Here is a 17,207-nt window from a genome sequence, read left to right on the forward strand (position 1 = left end):
TATAATAATGAAATCGCAATCCGATGGAATGGTAACCGGGGTTCATATCAATAGAAGCTACGGTTCCCGACGAGTCCATTCCGTTGTTTTGACATTTCGAACTATCCACTAAGTCGCATCGCTGGCGCTCGACAAGATAAATTACTTCAGAGCCTATCTTGTGAAGAACGGGGCAAAATTTTGAGTTCTGCCATCCGGATCAACCGGGTCGGCATTGTCCTGCGATTAGGTCGAAGGAAATCGGGGTGGTTTGCGTGAGTACGTTCCAGAACCCCCCGGACAAGGAATCCCTCGACTGTCTGACTGAACGCGACGAGCGGACTGGATCATGGGTTCGATCGAACCTACGCGAAGCGCTGATCCAATCATTCGGACGGTTCGGGTACAAGGTCACGCTCAGAGACGGCGAGGACGTCCACTACTGTGCGCTCGGGCTCGAGGGCGAGGTACATCGGTCGGTCCCCAGCCTGTGCTTCCTGACGATGAGCGGGTCGCTGAAGCGGACCGCATTCTTCACGACCGCGCTCACGCTCGGTACAAACCGAGCCACGAGTACGACCTGAGACTGCAAAGAACAAGCTATTCAGCAACGACACGCCAAAAAGTGCCGTTCTCGACCTTCATCAAGCCCTTGAAGTCGGAATCGACAACCGCCCCATCTTCCCACAGCAAAAGGTCCTGCGTCGTCGGGCTCTCGAGTTCGAACGTCTCCGTGTTGTCGGCGGTGTCGTCAGTGGTGTGGTGTTCGTAGGCCGTCAGTACGAGCCGGAGCTCACTGTCAGGGTCGTCTCGAAGCTGCAACGGACGAGTGCCTTCCATCTCGGCGACGATGCTCTCCTCGTCGGCGGTGCCCGGCTGGGTCATGAACTCCCGAAGGGTGACGCTGCCGGGGACCCAGTTGGCCGCCTTGAGTTGATCTTCAATCGCCATTACTCGAGATCCACCTCCGAGAGCGCCGACTCTTCGAAGTAGATCTCGCTCTGGGTGTGGTCGATCTGCTCGGACGAGTCGACGAGGATGTACGCGTCGTCGATGTCCCGGATCTCGAGCTTGCTGCCCTTGAGCTGGTGCTTGACCGCGTCGACCTTCCGGTCGTCCTGCTGGTCGGAGACGCTATTCTTGATGTAGCTCGCGATCGTCGCCTTCGGGTCGGAGACGACCTGGATGCTCTCGTCGGTCGGAGCTTCGTAGCCGAGCGCGACTCGAGTGTTCGCCGGTAGTGGGTTGCCGTTCGAATCCCGGAACTTGCCGTAGATCGGCAGGCCAGACTTGTCCCCGACGTTGACGGCGTTCCGGATGAGAACGCCCACGCCGTCCTTTGGCCGGATCGAGAGGACCGGCGTCAGCTGGTCGGTGATGTTGGTCTGGGTGGTGACGTACTTCGAAGTATCACCGAGCGCGGCGTACAGCGAGAGGCTCATCTACGCCAGCACCTCGTTGATCATGCCCTGTGCGTTGAACCGCTCGGCCGCCTCGCGGACGACGAACGCGCCCGACCCGAGGGTGAACGCGCGATTGTCGACAACCATCTCACCGAGGGCCATCCCGCCGACGCCGAAGATCTCCGACGGGAGCATCGTGCCCGTTGCCGTTCGACGAGGTACGGCGCGAGGTAGCCGCCCGCGACGAAGCCGACATCCATCCACACGTCGCTGTCAGTCAGAGCCTGCGTGGCCTGATCGAAATTCATCGCCATGAGTCCGACCAACCGGCCGAATTTGGATATAAGAGCGCGCCAGAACCGCAGTCAGCGACGTAGCTGGTGGCGGTCTGCGGTGATCTGCAGTCAACCGCTGTTGTAGTCCGATCGATTTGATGGTCGGTCCACGTTCGTCGGTGGATAGGGGCCGTGTTCTCCAAAACTCCCGCCTCGTATTTTGATCAGATCCATCTCAAACGCCAGTAGTCAAATCAATTTAAGGGTGATATGATTAACAGGCCGGGGTTCGTGGTATAGTCAAATGCGGACTCGAGAACTTCCAGCAGAGGCACCCGGGCACTATCGCAAGTCCCATCCACATCCGTACTACATTCCGGACAAGCTCCCCCTCTCGACACGGATCGATGTCGACGACGAACTCACGGAGCTCATCGCCGATGCGTCTTTTCAGCTCGGCCGAATCGACGGGATCAGTCCAACCGTCGATTTCTCACCGGTTCTCTATACGTCCTTCGTCCGGCTCGAGGCCGTCGAGACCGCCGAGATAGAAGGTGCCGATGTCGACGTGGACGAGGTATACGCCCATCACACGCGGACCAGCGGAGACGAGACCGTCGACGTGAGTCGGGACTTGCAGGAGGTCCTGAATGCCGAGCGCGCCCTTCAAGAAGGATTCAACGCGATCAAACAGGGCGAACCGATAACGCTCGAACTCCTCCAGTCGCTTCACGAGTTGCTCCTCGAAAACGTTCGTAACGAAGGTGAGGTCGTGGGAGAATGGCGGACGACCGATGTCCACCTCCCCTCTCCGTACGCCAGCCAACCACCGTTCGTTCCCCCGCCGCACCAATCGGTTCCCGAGCTGATGGACTCTCTGGAGACGTATATCCAGATGGGCGGCCAATATCACCCGCTCGTCGATCTCGCGATTACACATTATCAGTTCGAGACGGTTCATCCCTGCGAGGACGGGAATGGCCGTCTTGGCCGCGTTCTCGTCGTCTTACAGCTTTGCGCTGAGGGGTATCTGAGCGAGCCGTATCTCTATCCGAGCGCCTACTTCAATCGCAATAAGCAAGAATACGTCGAGAAAATGCGTGCCGTGAGCGAAACCGGGGACTGGCGCGATTGGATCACGTTCTTCATCGAAGGGATCGAGGTACAGGCGCGGGACTCGTACGAGCGGACACAGCGACTGATGGAACTCCGGCGCGACTACGAACAGCGGTATCCACACCAGAAAACGAGCCATCGCCTCGCGCGGGGCGTCTTCGACATGCCGTACTTCACTGCCAACGATGTCCAAACGGAGTTCGATGTCAGTCGACAAACCGCGTACAACGCCATCGAGGAGTTAGTTTCCGACGCTATTCTCGTCGAGACGACTGGCAAACAGCGGAATCAAGAGTACAAAGCGATCGACATCTTCGACGTCCTCGAGAGACGGCCGGATCACTAACTCGGAGAGAGGAGGTTCGTTTCCCACTACGTCGTCGAACGGAACCGGCACGGGGTCCTCGAGGTTCTGCTCGAATCCGCCATCAAGGCCCCCACGACACCGGCCCGCGAACGTTCGTGACCGCGCCGATCCTCGAGGTACTCTTGAATCCGTTCAAACTGATCGGTTTTGCTCCCACGGAGTGAGATATCGATGCGCATCGTGTGTTAGTCGAAGGGATGGTTGATCCGGCCGCGGCCGCTCTCGTAGTACGTACTCTTGACCGTCCAATCGCGCGAGTCGATGCGTCGGTGCGTTGTGTCGTCCGCACAGATTCATTCCGAGCCGATCGTGTTGCCCGCGTCGCCACAGAGTCGACGGAGTGTGACGGCTCACCATCGACGAGCAGCTCACCGGGCAGCGTCCGTGGACAGGTTTCGGCGTCGATCTTGTGGACGCTGGCGGGATACTCGACGATTCCGCGGACCTTCTCGAGGTTGTTGCCGCAGGTAAACTACCCTACCCTACTCCTTCGGCGCATACGCGCCTCGGTCCTTGAGGGTGGGGCTTTGATGTGGACTCCCGGCAATCAGTCGCCAACAGTAGGTTGGTAACTCTCGCCGTTCAACGTCCCACCATTTACACGCACGTCTACTGGTGCGTCTCCGCTCCCCGACTTGGGCGAGGAACGGAGTCTGTGTTTTCGCTTTCGGGCATAGCGTAGCCCGATATTCTTCGCTGCATTGTAGTCTGCGTTGACCTCGTAGCCACACTTCTGGCAATGGAAGTGTTCGCCGTCACGGTTCGATTCGTGAGTGAACCCACAGTCCATTCGAGAACAGCGTTGGGACGTGTGGTTCGGCTCAACTTGTTTTAGGGTGACACCCTGTTCGGGCGCTTTGTACTCGACGTACTCGATGAGGCGTCGGAACGCCCAGATGTGGTGCCACTTCGCCTGTGGAAGTCGCTCGCGGATGTCCGTTAGGTCTTCGAACGTGATCACGTCGCATCCGTTCTCGACGGCTTCCGAAACAATCTCGTTGGCGACCGTGTGGATGTACTGTTTCCGCCACGCTTCTTCGCGCTTTCCGAGGCGAAGAACCGCGTTGTGCGCGGCTTGCGTGCCGCGCTGTTGCATCTCACCACGCCGCTTCTCGAACTCGCGGCACCAGTGATCGTATTCGTCGCCCTGCCAGAACGTGCCGGTCGAAGCTACTGCGAGGCTGTTGACGCCGAGGTCGATACCAAGAACTGTTTGGTGCTCGGAATCTTCCGAAACCTCGGATTCGTCGGTATCGTACTTCCGCGTCGTGATGTGGAAGTAGAACTCGTCGGTCACCTCGTCGTATTGCAGTGTGCTCGCCCGGAACTCGTAGTCCTCCGAGAGAACGTACCGCTCGTAGGGAGTCGGGCTATCCGCTGGGAGTTCAAAATCGCACTCGACGCGCCCGTTGACGGTCGAGAGTGAGACTTTGTTCCGGTAGAATGTGGCACTTCGCTTATCGTAGAGCATACTCCACGACGTGAACTCCGGCTGGCTCACGCGCTTGCCCTGTTTCCACCGTTCGACGCACCCTTTCGTCGCTTGTACGGCACGTCGTATGGCCTCTTGAACGAGGTTCGCGGTGAGATCGGTTTCCTCTCGGAGGTCCTCATAGAGCGCGTCTCGTGCGGTTGTGTTCGCCGTAACGCAGTTCGTGGAGGAGTCGTCGTCCCAACAGAACTCGGCGGCACGATTCGCACAGTGAAGGAACTGTCGCGCGGATTCGTGGAGGTCGTCGCGCCGCTCATCGGGAACAACGAGTTTGACCGGCGTGGTTCGACGCACCTCCATATTTCAGATAATTACTCGACGGTACTTATGCGCTTGGGAGTCAGGTAGCTACCGTCGTGCGGTTGTGTCGTCCGTTGTCGGTTTCCTCTCCGACCTACTCGCTCGCTGTACTCGCTCCTTGAGGTCGGAGGCTCCACCTCGATTTATGCTGAAATACGACGTCTTCACAGTAGAATTATTAGTCTCTGTTCGGTAACGTTGGCTGTGTATTTAACGCTCGTGGCGATACTCGGATTCGTGTGGCTGTGTGTGAGCATCTGGGTCGGGTTCGATGCAACAACCAACAGTTCGCACGATGCGTTGTTGTGGAGTCTTACGGTGGTTTTTGGAGGTATTGTCGGGCTGTTGCTCTACTTTAATATCGGACGTGACAAGGCAGACGTGGCAACCCAGACGACGACCCAAGTGACGGACCTCGTGGAGTGTCCCAATTGTCGCGCCAAAGAAGAAGCCAACAGGGATACCTGCCGATTCTGTAACGAACCGTTGCACACATCCTAAACTCCATTCAGAGCCGTTCTCAAGGGAATTCTTCGGTCCTTGCATATTCTATACGTAGCACTCCAGTTGATCGCGAGTCAGGACCGGAAAGGCAGACCCGAGTAGATTGAGTAGGAAACGGAGTCGATCAAAATCTTCGCCTGCTTAGTCCCGCGGCGATCGTCACTGCTCGAGGTCGATCTTACACATCCCGACTCGAGCTCGATGTGCAAAATCGGAGATCGGACTTCGTCGACGTGTGACCCCAACGACCATCTCAGTGACTGTCAAGTGCTGCAGGACGAGGACGGGGATTCGTTCGAGGTCGCGACTGCGGACGGGAGCGCCACGTGGAGGACCCGGACGTGCTGACCGTCGGCGACGACTCGACTCCGCCTACAGACCCTGACGGCGACGACGTGGGCTATGCGGACACAGTGGCACTGCTCGGGGGGCCGGTGTCGCGCTGCCGGCCGGTGATCGAGAGCTCCGATCGCCGGATCGCGTGACGCTGGCGCTCCGATTTCCGCTCCCTCACCGAGTTCGCCGTGTCCCGCGCCGAAGTCGTGCTGGTCGCCGTGACGGCCTCACCCCCGGTACACTATCGAAATATCTGTTTATTACAAAATTAATTTAAAACAACAAATTTATAATATATTGGTCGGGAGGTCCAGAAGATGATTCCACCTTCTGACGAAAGTGATAGGGGTTCGGACGATCGATCAGATGAATCAGCAGACGCCGAAGGGGCTGTGCTCGACCGTCGGCGGTTCCTCGGGGCTGCGTCGGGCGTGGCCGCGACCGCCGCGTTCGGCGTCCCCGCCAGTGGCGCAACGACCAGCTACGAGTACGCGCCGTTTTTCCAGATGGGAGTCTACGACCCCCGCGAAGAGACGGCCAAGGCCGGGGTTTCGAGAATCCATCTCGCGAACATCAAAAGCGACGGCAATGGCGCGCCGGTCTGGCACGACACGGAAAACCTCCCGGCCTCCCGCGCGGATCTCGTGAGGGACCTGCAAGCCCAGGGGGTGACGGTCTCGATCTCGGTCGGTGGGTACGACACACGGACCATGGCCCTCGACCGTTCGACCGTCGAGGGGGTAGTCGACGCCTATCTCAAGATCGTCGACGAACTGGGGGTGACTCATTTTGACATCAACGACGAGTACAGACATGACGAGAGCGCGGATTTGCGTGACTACCGGCGACGCCGCAACAAGGCGCTGGTCAAACTCCAGAATCGGCGCCCGGAGGTTTCGGTGGGCTACACGGTTCCGTCGCACCCCGAGGGCCTCACCAACACACCGTACGACGACTGGATCAACGTCAAGGACTACGTCAAGCACGCGGTCGACGTAGGCGTCGACATCGAGTACCTGACCTTGATGACGCATGGATTGCAGCCCACCACCGTCGACAAGATCCAGTCGCGTCTCACGAAGACCCACGACATCCTAGGACAGTGGTATCCCGGCAAGAGTGCGACCGAACTGTGGCAGATGCTCGGTTGCTGCCCGCTGCTCGGCAAGCAGATCAACAAGGAGGACTACTTCCACCCTTATGAGGCCAACGGGCACCCCGATGAGGCCGACGAGCTAGCCCGCTGGGCTGCGGACAAGGGACTCGGCATGATGGCCCCGTGGGCGCTGAACCGCGATCGGCCGGGTGAACCGGGGGACTATCCCCTTGTGGGAGACTCAGGGCTGCCGGGCATCAAGACCTACGAGTTCTCGCAGACGTTCCTCCAGTACGCGGCGCCGGGGGGCGGCGGCTCCCAGCCGACGCAATCGCCCTACAACCGCTCCTCCGGCTGGCCCGTTCCCGGACGGATCCAGGCCGAAGACTTCGACGAGGGTGGCTCGATGGCCTCCTTCACCGACTCGACAGCGGGCAACGAGCACGGTGCCTATCGGGACACCAACGTCGACATCGAGGAGTCGACCGAGGACGGCTACAACATCAGCTACATACGCTCCGACGAGTGGCTGGAGTACACGATCGACGTGAAGAGCGCCGGGACGTACGACATTTACGCACGCGTCGCCGGCCCCAACAAACATGACGGCGGGTCGTTCTCCGTCGATGTGGACGGGTCGCCGGTCGCGACGGCGAGCTTCGGTCCAACTGGTGGCTGGCAAGAGTGGACGACGGTTCACGTAGGTAGCGCAGACCTCTCGGCTGGCGAGCACGTCGTTCGGATCACGTCGTCGGAGCTGGGGTACAACCTCAACTGGTTTGCGATCCGGAACCAGTCGCCCTACGGACGGACGACTGGCTGGCCCGTTCCCGGAACGATCCAGGCCGAAGACTTCGACGAAGGCGGATCGGGCGTCGCCTACAGCGACTCGACGCCGGGGAACGAGGGAAGTGTCTACCGGGACACTAACGTCGACATCCACGAGTCGACCGAGGATGGCTACAACGTCGCCTGGATCCGTTCCGACGAGTGGCTGGAGTACACGGTCGACGTGCAAAGCACCGGGACGTACGACATCTACGCACGCGTCGCCGGCGGTTCCTCGTACGATGGCGGGGAGCTGTCCGTCGCTGTGGACGGGTCGTCGGTCGCGACGGCGAGCTTCGGTCCAACCGGTGGCTGGCAGGAGTGGACGACGGTCCACGTGGGTACCGCCGATCTCGAAGCTGGCGAGCACGTTGTCCGCGTCACGACGGAGGAGATGGGGTACAATCTCAACCGGATCAAGTTCGAGTGAGCGCCCGATCCATCTCGCACTCGAGGGGATCGCGACGGAGCTCCGCTATCCGAACGCGGTTCCCTGTGAGACGATCGACGCGGTCGACGAGCTGGCCGCGCGCGTCGACGATCACCACGTCCCGGACACCGAGCCGCGGATCCGTTCGGTAACCGCGCTGCAGACCGCGATCGCCGATCGGCTGTTCGAACGCGACGACCTCGAGGACGGTCCGATGAGCGCGCTCGGGCTCGCCGAGAACTGACAGGGTGATCGCGACGAGTGACGACCTGCAGCCGCTCACGCCCGCGGCGGGCGATTTGCGATCACCTACGAGTCGCCGAGGTTCGACCGTCCTGACGAGTCTACGACTGAACGAGCGAAGCGACGGCAAGAAGTGGACTCGTCGAACATCGCACCCTCCTCGAGTTTGCTCGAGGGGAGGTCTACCCATCGAACGGGAGTTCGAAACGGAAGTCGAAGTCTGTGAGTGAAAGAGAGCAAGTCGACGGTATGCGGAGTCGACCGACGAGCGGAAGCGGTGCCGTGGTTCTCAGGTTTCCGTCTCGGTATCGGTATCGACGAGCAGATGTGGGATCGTGCTGGCCCGATCGACGACCTCGAGCACCGGGAACGGTTTCTGTCGGTCGAACGCCACGAAGAGCCCGTTGTATCGGGAAGAGGGGAACAGAAAACCGATATTTACATCGGTGAACAGGATCTGGCACTCGAGGGCTCCGAGCTCGAGACTGTGCTTGAAATCGTCGGCCGACACTTGATTGGCGATTAGATTCCTGTACGCGTGATCGAGATCCTGCTCGCTGTAGGCGTCCTCGAGGTCGTCCCGGACGAAATCGAGCGTATACTCGAGTGCGTCAACCGTCACAACGAAGCGCAGTGATGTCCCCTCGATGGTTCGAAAAACGTCGACGTGACCAGTCATTGGTTACGTGAGACTCGTCTCCCGGCATAAAAAGATCGACTGTGAGAACCGTCCATGCTGTAGTTACACATGCCGACGGATCGACTGTCGAGGCGGGGGCCTCACCGCTCGCTCGAGCATCCGTCAACGATCGGCTCGATCTCGAGTAGGCCGTCCCCCGAGGCGGTAACCAGCAGCTCTCGGTAGCGAAACGAAACCGTCAGCTCTCGCCGATGCTGCATCGGCCCGGACGGCTGCAACACGGTATCGAGTCCGTCCGGATCGATGACCTCGTAGAGCGGCGTGAGCTCCGCCGGGTCGCACTCGATGACCGCCTCGAGCGCCGTGGTCACGGCGACGCTCGGGGCGACTGCAGTCGGATCGTAGCGGACGCGGTAGGTGTTCGACTCGATGTCGTAGTCGATCGGGCCGATGCGGTCACTCATTCCTGTCGTCGACGATCTGTTTACCGAAGTGGTCGAACGGCTGTTTGTGGAAGCTCTTGAGAATCTTCGAGTTGACGACCTCGAGGCCGATAGCGGAGAGTTCGTCGCTGACGCGTGCGATATCGTCGGTTTCCGTACCGACGGCCTCGATCTGGATGTTCTGCTGTCCGTTGAGTACCTCCTGGATCGTGACGACGCCGCTGACGTCTCGAGCCGCTCGCGCCAGTTCCTCGCGTTTCGGATTCGGCGCGGTACAGATAAAGAGGACGTGCAGTTGGAGCCCGGCTTTGTCGTAATCGACGATCGGATAGTAGCCGCGAATGATACCCTCCGCTTCGAGTTGCTCGATCCGATTCCGTACCGTACTGGCCGAGACACCGATTTCCTCGGCCATTTCTCTGGTAGTAAGCCCTCTCGCGTCTCGCTGGAGCAGATAGAGGACGGCTTTGTTCGTCTCATCGAGGTCCATTTGTTCGGTTTCGAAGATGTTCTCCCGTCTCTTGTCTTTTTCGCACTTTACCGGATTAATTCTACAAATACCGCAAAATATGCGATGAAAATAGTTTTTTCCTCGCCATTATCTGTGGAATGAGCAATTCGGGAGCCGGCGATCACCCGTCACTGGTACGCCGGACGGGAGCGGAGCGCGAATGGACGGTAATGCGGCTCGATACGACGCGAGCGTCGCTCGGGCGGGACGGTACCCGGTGATTACCGTTCGATGATTACGGCGCGACATCAGTTGGGAGTCGTTACGGTACCGACACTCGGACGGAATGGACGGACTACCAAATAGGAAACACCTGTTGCTATCGGATAATGGCACAAAAGACCGGCGGCAACGCTCGCTCGAGGCTCCATCGAATCGGGTCGCTGTTCTCGAATCAGTACGGACGGTCGACCCGAACCGAGGGATCGGGTCTCGAGGTAACCGTCGTCGACACGGTACGAGAGGTGGGACGAGACCAGTGGAACGGGATCGTCGACCGCTCGAGTCGTGGCAGCGTGTTTCATCGCTACGAGTGGCTCGACGCGATCGAGCGGGGGCTCGAGTACACGCCGAAACACCTGGTGGTCACGAAAGACGGGAATACGATCGGCTGCATGCCGAACTTCGTCGTGGGGATCGAGAAGACGCCGTTCGATCGGTTGTCGTCGCTCTATCCGGGCTTCGGCGGACCGTTGCTACCGACGGATACGGACGAGTCGCTCGAGCGGGTGCTCGAGGAAGTCCCGAACCGCTGTCGCGGGAAGACGATCGTCCACCAGATCCGCGGGCTCGACATGAGTTATCTGCGGTACAACGACGCGCTCCAGTCGCACGGGTATCGGCCCTACCGACGGGAGTGTCGGTTCCTGCTCGACCTCACGAAAGGGCACGACGAGATCCGCGCGGACATGAGTCGGAGCCGGCGACGGGGGATCGAACACGGACTGGACGTCGACTACGAGATCGTCGAAGAGGAGATCACGCGGGAGAACCTGCGGCGGTTCCATCGGACGTACGAACGCGTCATGGACCGGGTCGGTGGCGATGTGTATCCGTTTTCCTTCTTCGAACGGTTGCAGCCGATGGCCGAGCGGCTCCTCTTGCTGACGATTCGGATCGACGGCGAGTACGCGGGCGGGATGCTCGAGGTGCTCGATACCGAACAGGATTCGGTGCACGGATTCTTCGCGGCCGTTCCGCGGGAGTACTTCGACGATCACGCGTCGGAGCTCCTCTACGATCACGTGTTCCAGTGGGGGATCGAGAACGGGTACGAAACCTACGACTTCGGGAGCACGAACACCGACTTCGAAGACGGCGTGTTCCGGTTCAAGGAGGGGTTCGGCGGCCGGGCCGTGCCGGTGCTCGTCTGGGAGCGGGGCTGCAGTCCCCTCTGGCCGCTCGTGAAGGCCGGTCGAGCGCTGTACTGGCCGTACTACACCTGATGTGACCGGTATCCGTGTCGGCCATCGCGGCGTCGTGGCCTGCCGTGATCAGCCGGCCAGAACGGATTGCTGATGGCCGGTGGGAGCGGGGAAACGCCTGCCAGTACGAGATAGAATCGTCGTCGAGATGGTTAAACATCTCATTTTTACCGTTCAATTAACTGATTGCAATTCATAACTGTTTTTTACGAGAATACTGTAATTCGGCGCTATGCGATATGTGACATACGTTATCACACCCGACCGAGGATACTTCGATCCGGGCGCGGAGCGGTTCCGTGAACTGGGTATCACGTTCGAATCCATCCAGGACATCGATCAGCTCGACGACGGGACGATCATCACGCAGATGGTCATCCGCGGCGAGCCGGCCACCGTCCGGCGCGCATTCGAGAACGCGGGGCCGGTGCTCGTCGACTACCAGCTCACCGACGCCGGCGAGACGACGATTCTCCAATTGCACTATCGACCGAGCGATCTCACGCGGAAGCTCCTCGCCATCCACCGTCGACACGCGGTGTTGCTGGAGTATCCGCTCGAGTATACAGGGCCCGAGAAGCGACGCCTTCGCGTCGCGGAGATCGGTCGCGAGGAGTCGTTACGTCGCGTCATCGAGGAGACGAAGGCGATCGTCGACGTCGAAATTGAACGGCTGGGCAACTACGACCCGTCCGAGGAACGGGCCTTCGCGAATCTGACGGATCGACAGCGAGAGGTGTTGCGCGTCGCGATCGAAGCGGGATACTACGAGGAGCCACGACAGGTTACCTACGAGGAGATCGCCGCTCGTCTGGATTGCTGCGCGGGGACCGTGGGACAGCACCTCCGGCGGATCGAAGCGCGTCTCATGTCGACGCTCGCTATCGGCGGTGACCGGCATCCAAAGACCGATCCCGAGCGAGATCCGACACGGACCGGCCCCTCTCGATAGGCGATCGATTCGTCCCGTCGGGCGGCGCACGCAGTGCGCGCCCAGCGCGGAGCCGATCGGGTACCGATGCGACGGCTCGAGTCGATCGCTACCGAACGATCGTTACCGGGACCGGTGCCTGTCGAGCGATCCGCTCGGCGACGCTCCCCAGTAATACTCTCGAGAATCCGGTTCGGCCGTGGCTCCCGACGGCGATCCGATCCACCTCGTTGGTCGCGGCGTAGTCGACGACCGCGTCGGCCGGCTGGCCGACGATCGTCTCCGTTTCGAGCGAGCAGCCGTGATCGACCGCGCGGTCTTCGGCCGCCGCGAGCAGTTCCTCGGCCGCTTCCCGTTGGCGCTCGAGCAACCCGCTCGGTCCGAGGTGCGCTACCTCCCCGTAGCCGCTGTCGGTCGGGTCGACGGCGTGGACGACCGTGAGTTCGTCGTCGGGATGTTCCGTGCACGCGAACTCGAGCGCCGCCCACCCCGGCTCCGAGTCGTCGAGCGCGACCAGCAGGTGCATACCGATCGGTACGGGGAGCAGCTACTTGAGTGTCATCATCACACACAGTCAGTGAACCGTGGTCGGTTCGCAATCGATCGCGACCCGCACCGCTCCGGCGCGGACGCCGGGACTCGCGGCGCGAATCGGCCGGCGACGACGCGGTTCCCGAGCCCCGTACGCGGGTTACTCGGAGTAGCCTTCCTGCAGGAACGCCCCTTCCGTCTCGTACATCGAGACCAGTTCCTCGATGAGTTCCTCGGGTGACTGGCCCTCCTCGCGGTGGCTGTCGAGTCGGTCCATCAGGTCGTCGCTGATCTCGAGTGTCTGTGTCATGGTAGTGGTGAGAGTCACACGGTCGGACCCGTCGGCTGTACCGTCGACCGCCAGCGGCAAATAGTCCGGGGGCGCGTGTGCAGCCGACGCGGATCGATCGGTCGACCGACACACGACCGCCGCACGACGCGACGACGCAGGCACGGGACGGCCGATCGGTTACCCGATATGTCGTGGAAGAACCGACGACGACTGCACCACTGACCGACGACGACGTCGGCAAGACGGTCGTCGACACGGAGGGGAAACAGCTCGGAATCGTCGCGAAGGTCGAGAACGACAGGGCCGCCGTCGATCTAGAGCCCAGCCTCGCGGAACAGCTACTCGTGTCGCTCGGCAAGGAGCGGGAAGACGAAGAGGACTACGCCGTCACCGAAGACATGCTCGAGCGGGTCGACAACGAGGACGTTCTTCGCGGCGAGCGCTAACGCCTCGAACCGGTGGTTCCGCGATCGGTGACGGGCACGACCTCGAGCGAGCCGCGGCGTCGGTGTGGCGCGAGAGCCAGCACCCGGGACGGAGCCGACCCCGTGCGAAGCGCGAGGAACACATCCCGCAGTCACACCGGGACGACGTGCCCCCCGCTCGCGGCCGTCCTACTCGAGGGTGCCGTCGTCGAACGACTGTTCTCGCCAAGTGGTCCAGTCGTAGAGCCGCTCGAGTTCGCCGCCCTGCTGGCGGATCGCGACGGCGGTGTCGAACAGGAACGCAGCGACCAGCGTCGTTCCGACGATCCAGGCGGCGTCGGCGAGCGCACCGTACCCGTTCGCGTAGCTCGTCACCAGATCGACGAACACGACGGCGGTGACGCAGACGATCGCCGGCAGCAGGTGGCGGGTCAGCGCAGCGAACGTCGTTCCCTCGTGGACGCGGACGGCGCGGACGGCGTAGAGCACCGCCCACGCAGAGGTGACGACCCAGCCGATCGCGACGACCGGTCTGGTCGAGGAGCTCTCGACCAGAAACGTACCCCACCAGGCGACGACGAAACCGCCGATGACGACGTAATCCGCCCACGTGGGCAACAGCCGGGTCCGATCGCCCGCGGTCGGCTGCTCGTGGTACATCGCGCGGATCGACAGCGCGAGAAAGAGGATGAAAAAGAGGATCGCGCCGTCGGCGAACCGGCCGATCCAGTCCGGCTCGAGCAGCAGTGAGCCGACGCCGGCGGCGGCGTAGACGACCGCCGCACCGATCCCGATCAGGAGGTACCACTGCTCGGTGCCAGCCTCGACTGCCAGGACCTCGCGGACGTAAATCGTCGCGTAGTAGAGCAACACGACGGCTGCGACGCCCATCGCGAGATATGCGAACAGCCGCCCGATTGCGACCGTCGTGGCCGGATCGCCGGCATCGAACGCGATCGACGGAACCCGAGTGGACACCATCGGGTGAACGTGACAGCCGAGCCGGTATAAGCACCCACCCCTGTTACCACCGGTCGGGAAGCGGACGAGGACCAGCGCCAAATTCGCGCTCCCGGAGGTCGAGCTGCCGACGCGAATCGACGACCGGGGGGTCGTCGTTCGACCGGTATCGGCTCCGGGCGCGATCCACGCGTTCAACAGACGGGACGACGTGGACGCGCTGCTCGAGTCGCTGTAGAGGGTGGAACCGAGGGCGTCGAGCGCGGCCGCGTCAGTCGGCGGCCTGTCGTTCCTCGAGGGTGGCCCGAACGTCGCCGTAGCGCTCGAACCGGTCGGCACCGATGTAGTCGACGGTGTCCTGCAGGAACTGGGTGACCCGGTTGCCGATCGCCCGCTGGTCGTAGCCGTCGAACGGCTGGTCGTCGTAGAGCGGATCCGCGAGCAGCCGGTTCTCGACGTACTCCTCGATGCGTGGCTCGTAGATGTCCGCGACGATGTCGGGTTCGGCGTCGGCCAGTTTGCGCATCACCCAGCGCCCGTTTTCGATATGGCGCGTCTCGTCCTGACGGACCTTGCCGATGGCATCCTGGAACGACTCGAGGACGACGTCTCGCCTCATCTCCTCGGCCTTCAGTTCGATCATCTGGTCGAAGCTGAGGTAGCCGCCGCGGGCGAGTTGCGCCTCGACGATACCCATGTAGTTCAGGTAGGCTTCGCCGAGCGCGTAGACGAGTTCGGTCCGATCGCCGCTGTCGATCGCCGCTCGTAGCTCGTCCGCAGTGTCGTAGAGATCGTCCGTACTGTACCCCTGCTCCTGATAGCCGCCCTCGCGGTACGGTGCCGTCTCCTGCGTGCCGAAGACGGCCTCGAAGTAGCGGCTGAAGAAGTCGGTGTGCTTGGCCTCCTCGTAGACCTGCTGGGCCAGGTACATCTCTTCCTGGACCGTGTCGAACGGCATCTCCTCGTTCGGCAGCGCGTCCAGCGCCATCATGTACGGCGCGAGCGTCCGCGTGACGTCCTCTTCGCCGTCGTAAAATCCCGAACACGTCGCGAGGAATCGGTGTTGCTCGTCCTCGGAGAACTGCTGCCAGTCGGCTCGATCCCCCTCGAGGTCGTACTCGTCGGGGTCCCACGTGCCCTCCTGTTTGCCCTTTCGGTAGAGTTCGTACGATTTCTCGCGCTCGCTGTAGTCGATCGGCATGTGTTGACACTATAACACGATCTCCAATGAAGGTTCGGGTGAGTATCACTATCAGGGGTGCAGGTCCGCGGAACACCCCCACGAGCGACGCCTCGTTGTCGGTGCGCTCGACCGCTATTCGTCCCTCGAATCGACCGACTCGGCCGCGGCCTCGACCATCGTCTGCCGCTCGTCGAAGTACACCGGCGCGTCCGTGTCGGCCTCGAACTCGACGACGCGAGTCAGCGCCGTCTGTCCGTCGTCGACATCGGACGCGAGTTCCTCGGCGAGCTCGGTATAGCCGGCGGCCAGGTCCTGAAAGGCCTGCATCCGCGCCTGCTTGGCCTCGACGAGCAGCTGTTTCTCCTCGAGTTCCGCCTGTAGCTCCTCGATCGCCGCGACATCGACCTCGCTCGCGTCCGGCACGTCGGCGGTCGACGGGGTTTCGGGACCCGCCACCTCGTCCGGGAGCGCCTCGAGGCGCGATCGGATTTCGGCCATCTCCCGATCGATTTCGTCGAGGAGATCGTCAGCCTCCGCTGCCATCGTCTCGACCCGTCCCGACAGCAGCCCGGCCTGCGTGCGACAGTACTCGACGAATTCGCCGACCGCGAGTGCGTCCGCGGCGTCCTCGCTCATGGTCGTCCTTGGGGCTGCCGGCCGAAGTCACTTTGGTCCGGGCGTTGGTCATCGGGGCCGCGCACGCAGCCTCGAGCGTAGTCGCGATCGGACCCGACGAATCGTTCAGTACAGGTGAAGCAGTTACCGGAGGCACTCGATCGCTCCGATTACTGTTAAAACCGGCATGCTGACGACAGCGGAGGAGTGCAGCACGACGACGCCGTTCGTTTCGCACCACAGCCAATGACCCAGCCGTTCGGTAGATCCACACCCTGAACGCGTTCGGCAGCGTGTCACTCACTTACTCATAAAAACTATTTGCGTGAAAATGTTGCGCTTATAACTTCTCACGGTACATCTCGTATATAATGTCAACCGTGGACAGGTTCTTTCAAGCAGTTTCGAATGTCCAACGACGGCGATTATTAATACACATGTTGGAGCATAATCCGGAAGATGAGTCGAAAGTGTATACTGGCGCTGTGGATACGACCGAGAAGGAGTTGTCGAACTTGCGTATCGAGATGAAGCACACACATCTTCCACTGTTGGAAGATTATGGATTCGTCAACTGGGACAGAGAAAATCACGAGGTGACGAAGGGACCGGAATTTGACGAAATCAGACCGGTCTTGGAGATGATGATAAAATACCAAGACGAACTCTCGGATGACTGGTTGTAGTACCGCTAAGTACAGGTGGATACCACCCCAAAAAGTGGCCCAACCGGTACGTCTATTTTCGGACTAACGGATAGCGTGATCGTTCACCCGGATCATCACAGCGACGCAGAGGTGAATGACGAGGCCGCCACCTGTACTGAGCGTTCGGCCTTCCGTATTGCTCGCTCTTAGCTGGAAACAAGGGTCGCGCAGTCGGT

Annotated in this window: 21 protein-coding genes; 9 read left to right on the plus strand and 12 right to left on the minus strand. The window is 61.0% G+C overall.

Annotated features, from left to right (window positions below; all coding sequences use genetic code 11):
• Window positions 1-254: 254 nt before the first annotated feature.
• Window positions 255-563 carry an RNA-binding protein gene (locus BMX07_RS25660; protein WP_394328394.1) on the plus strand — a complete coding sequence of 103 codons (309 nt, stop codon included), beginning with the start codon at window positions 255-257 and terminating at the stop codon, window positions 561-563.
• A 16-nt stretch (window positions 564-579) separates the two neighbouring features.
• Here BMX07_RS25660 and BMX07_RS25665 read toward each other — a convergent pair whose 3' ends face one another.
• The 3 genes from BMX07_RS25665 to BMX07_RS25185 are packed head-to-tail and all read right to left on the minus strand — an operon-like array spanning window position 580 to window position 1,577.
• Window positions 580-930, minus strand: coding sequence for a hypothetical protein (locus BMX07_RS25665; RefSeq protein WP_175480160.1), 351 nt, complete (start codon window positions 928-930; stop codon window positions 580-582).
• The gene (locus tag BMX07_RS14495) at window positions 930-1,421 is read right to left on the minus strand and encodes a hypothetical protein (RefSeq protein ID WP_090618727.1); all 492 of its coding nucleotides are present in this window, start codon (window positions 1,419-1,421) and stop codon (window positions 930-932) included. Before BMX07_RS14495 ends, BMX07_RS25665 begins: the two co-directional genes overlap by 1 nt.
• Window positions 1,422-1,577: a hypothetical protein gene (locus BMX07_RS25185; RefSeq protein ID WP_245742120.1), complete on the minus strand. Its 156-nt coding sequence runs from the start codon at window positions 1,575-1,577 to the stop codon at window positions 1,422-1,424.
• A 384-nt stretch (window positions 1,578-1,961) separates the two neighbouring features.
• On the opposite strand from BMX07_RS25185, the gene BMX07_RS14505 reads away from it, so the two are divergent.
• Window positions 1,962-3,119: a Fic family protein gene (locus BMX07_RS14505; protein ID WP_090618730.1), complete on the plus strand. Its 1,158-nt coding sequence runs from the start codon at window positions 1,962-1,964 to the stop codon at window positions 3,117-3,119.
• 568 nt (window positions 3,120-3,687) lie between these two features.
• Here BMX07_RS14505 and BMX07_RS14515 read toward each other — a convergent pair.
• Window positions 3,688-4,932: an RNA-guided endonuclease InsQ/TnpB family protein gene (locus tag BMX07_RS14515; RefSeq protein ID WP_090618734.1), complete on the minus strand. Its 1,245-nt coding sequence runs from the start codon at window positions 4,930-4,932 to the stop codon at window positions 3,688-3,690.
• Between the two features lie 830 nt (window positions 4,933-5,762).
• Between BMX07_RS14515 and BMX07_RS24545 the strand changes: the two genes are divergently transcribed.
• From BMX07_RS24545 to BMX07_RS14530, 3 genes are all read left to right on the plus strand, one after another.
• Entirely contained in the window at window positions 5,763-5,921 is a 159-nt protein-coding gene (locus BMX07_RS24545) for a hypothetical protein (RefSeq protein WP_175480161.1), read from the plus strand.
• A 243-nt stretch (window positions 5,922-6,164) separates the two neighbouring features.
• Window positions 6,165-8,126, plus strand: coding sequence for a carbohydrate-binding protein (locus BMX07_RS14525; RefSeq protein ID WP_175480162.1), 1,962 nt, complete (start codon window positions 6,165-6,167; stop codon window positions 8,124-8,126).
• Window positions 8,068-8,370, plus strand: coding sequence for a hypothetical protein (locus tag BMX07_RS14530; RefSeq protein ID WP_394328395.1), 303 nt, complete (start codon window positions 8,068-8,070; stop codon window positions 8,368-8,370). Before BMX07_RS14525 ends, BMX07_RS14530 begins: the two co-directional genes overlap by 59 nt.
• Window positions 8,371-8,658: 288 nt before the next feature.
• Here BMX07_RS14530 and BMX07_RS14535 read toward each other — a convergent pair whose 3' ends face one another.
• The 3 genes from BMX07_RS14535 to BMX07_RS14545 all read right to left on the minus strand — a co-directional run bounded on the left by BMX07_RS14535 (window position 8,659) and on the right by BMX07_RS14545 (window position 9,942).
• Complete coding sequence (locus BMX07_RS14535) at window positions 8,659-9,048, minus strand: DUF7522 family protein (protein ID WP_090618741.1); 390 nt, start codon at window positions 9,046-9,048, stop codon at window positions 8,659-8,661.
• Between the two features lie 101 nt (window positions 9,049-9,149).
• The gene (locus BMX07_RS14540) at window positions 9,150-9,473 is read right to left on the minus strand and encodes a HalOD1 output domain-containing protein (protein WP_090618743.1); all 324 of its coding nucleotides are present in this window, start codon (window positions 9,471-9,473) and stop codon (window positions 9,150-9,152) included.
• Window positions 9,466-9,942, minus strand: a complete 477-nt coding sequence (locus BMX07_RS14545; protein ID WP_090618746.1) for an Lrp/AsnC family transcriptional regulator — start codon at window positions 9,940-9,942, stop codon at window positions 9,466-9,468. The genes BMX07_RS14540 and BMX07_RS14545 overlap by 8 nt, the downstream gene beginning before the upstream one ends.
• Before the next feature lie 350 nt (window positions 9,943-10,292).
• Between BMX07_RS14545 and BMX07_RS14550 the strand changes: the two genes are divergently transcribed.
• Both BMX07_RS14550 and BMX07_RS14555 read left to right on the plus strand, forming a co-directional pair.
• A complete protein-coding gene (locus BMX07_RS14550) occupies window positions 10,293-11,408 on the plus strand; it encodes a lipid II:glycine glycyltransferase FemX (protein ID WP_090618749.1) in 1,116 nt (371 codons plus the stop codon).
• A 211-nt stretch (window positions 11,409-11,619) separates the two neighbouring features.
• Window positions 11,620-12,339 carry a helix-turn-helix domain-containing protein gene (locus tag BMX07_RS14555; RefSeq protein WP_090618751.1) on the plus strand — a complete coding sequence of 240 codons (720 nt, stop codon included), beginning with the start codon at window positions 11,620-11,622 and terminating at the stop codon, window positions 12,337-12,339.
• Between the two features lie 88 nt (window positions 12,340-12,427).
• Here the strand turns inward: BMX07_RS14555 and BMX07_RS14560 are convergent, their stop codons facing one another.
• A complete protein-coding gene (locus BMX07_RS14560; protein ID WP_090618754.1) occupies window positions 12,428-12,844 on the minus strand; it encodes a universal stress protein in 417 nt (138 codons plus the stop codon).
• Window positions 12,845-13,009: 165 nt separating this feature from the next.
• Complete coding sequence (locus BMX07_RS24550; RefSeq protein ID WP_175480163.1) at window positions 13,010-13,159, minus strand: DUF7557 family protein; 150 nt, start codon at window positions 13,157-13,159, stop codon at window positions 13,010-13,012.
• A gap of 173 nt (window positions 13,160-13,332) precedes the next feature.
• On the opposite strand from BMX07_RS24550, the gene BMX07_RS14565 reads away from it, so the two are divergent.
• Window positions 13,333-13,587, plus strand: a complete 255-nt coding sequence (locus BMX07_RS14565) for a hypothetical protein (RefSeq protein WP_090619912.1) — start codon at window positions 13,333-13,335, stop codon at window positions 13,585-13,587.
• Window positions 13,588-13,755: 168 nt separating this feature from the next.
• On the opposite strand, the gene BMX07_RS14570 is transcribed toward BMX07_RS14565, so the two are convergent.
• The 3 genes from BMX07_RS14570 to BMX07_RS14580 form a co-directional block, all read right to left on the minus strand.
• Window positions 13,756-14,547, minus strand: coding sequence for a hypothetical protein (locus tag BMX07_RS14570; RefSeq protein WP_090619914.1), 792 nt, complete (start codon window positions 14,545-14,547; stop codon window positions 13,756-13,758).
• 250 nt (window positions 14,548-14,797) lie between these two features.
• Window positions 14,798-15,727, minus strand: coding sequence for a ribonucleotide-diphosphate reductase subunit beta (locus BMX07_RS14575; RefSeq protein ID WP_090618756.1), 930 nt, complete (start codon window positions 15,725-15,727; stop codon window positions 14,798-14,800).
• Between the two features lie 114 nt (window positions 15,728-15,841).
• Complete coding sequence (locus BMX07_RS14580) at window positions 15,842-16,345, minus strand: P-loop NTPase family protein (RefSeq protein WP_090618758.1); 504 nt, start codon at window positions 16,343-16,345, stop codon at window positions 15,842-15,844.
• 350 nt (window positions 16,346-16,695) lie between these two features.
• Here BMX07_RS14580 and BMX07_RS14585 point away from each other — a divergent pair, with 350 nt between their 5' ends.
• Entirely contained in the window at window positions 16,696-17,010 is a 315-nt protein-coding gene (locus tag BMX07_RS14585) for a DUF7344 domain-containing protein (protein WP_245742121.1), read from the plus strand.
• Window positions 17,011-17,207: the final 197 nt, after the last annotated feature.

Source organism: Natrinema salaciae, from assembly GCF_900110865.1.
Lineage (GTDB): Archaea > Halobacteriota > Halobacteria > Halobacteriales > Natrialbaceae > Natrinema > Natrinema salaciae.

Bases quoted from the DNA above. Each gene is read 5' to 3' on its own strand.
- BMX07_RS25665 (WP_175480160.1), bottom strand. From the start codon at position 930: ATGGCGATTGAAGATCAACTCAAGGCGGCCAACTGGGTCCCCGGCAGC.
- BMX07_RS14495 (WP_090618727.1), bottom strand. From the start codon at position 1,421: ATGAGCCTCTCGCTGTACGCCGCGCTCGGTGATACTTCGAAGTACGTC.
- BMX07_RS25185 (WP_245742120.1), bottom strand. From the start codon at position 1,577: ATGCTCCCGTCGGAGATCTTCGGCGTCGGCGGGATGGCCCTCGGTGAG.
- BMX07_RS14505 (WP_090618730.1), top strand. From the start codon at position 1,962: ATGCGGACTCGAGAACTTCCAGCAGAGGCACCCGGGCACTATCGCAAG.
- BMX07_RS14515 (WP_090618734.1), bottom strand. From the start codon at position 4,932: ATGGAGGTGCGTCGAACCACGCCGGTCAAACTCGTTGTTCCCGATGAG.
- BMX07_RS14535 (WP_090618741.1), bottom strand. From the start codon at position 9,048: ATGACTGGTCACGTCGACGTTTTTCGAACCATCGAGGGGACATCACTG.
- BMX07_RS14540 (WP_090618743.1), bottom strand. From the start codon at position 9,473: ATGAGTGACCGCATCGGCCCGATCGACTACGACATCGAGTCGAACACC.
- BMX07_RS14545 (WP_090618746.1), bottom strand. From the start codon at position 9,942: ATGGACCTCGATGAGACGAACAAAGCCGTCCTCTATCTGCTCCAGCGA.
- BMX07_RS14550 (WP_090618749.1), top strand. From the start codon at position 10,293: ATGGCACAAAAGACCGGCGGCAACGCTCGCTCGAGGCTCCATCGAATC.
- BMX07_RS14555 (WP_090618751.1), top strand. From the start codon at position 11,620: ATGCGATATGTGACATACGTTATCACACCCGACCGAGGATACTTCGAT.
- BMX07_RS14560 (WP_090618754.1), bottom strand. From the start codon at position 12,844: ATGCACCTGCTGGTCGCGCTCGACGACTCGGAGCCGGGGTGGGCGGCG.
- BMX07_RS24550 (WP_175480163.1), bottom strand. From the start codon at position 13,159: ATGACACAGACACTCGAGATCAGCGACGACCTGATGGACCGACTCGAC.
- BMX07_RS14570 (WP_090619914.1), bottom strand. From the start codon at position 14,547: ATGGTGTCCACTCGGGTTCCGTCGATCGCGTTCGATGCCGGCGATCCG.
- BMX07_RS14575 (WP_090618756.1), bottom strand. From the start codon at position 15,727: ATGCCGATCGACTACAGCGAGCGCGAGAAATCGTACGAACTCTACCGA.
- BMX07_RS14580 (WP_090618758.1), bottom strand. From the start codon at position 16,345: ATGAGCGAGGACGCCGCGGACGCACTCGCGGTCGGCGAATTCGTCGAG.
- BMX07_RS14585 (WP_245742121.1), top strand. From the start codon at position 16,696: ATGTCAACCGTGGACAGGTTCTTTCAAGCAGTTTCGAATGTCCAACGA.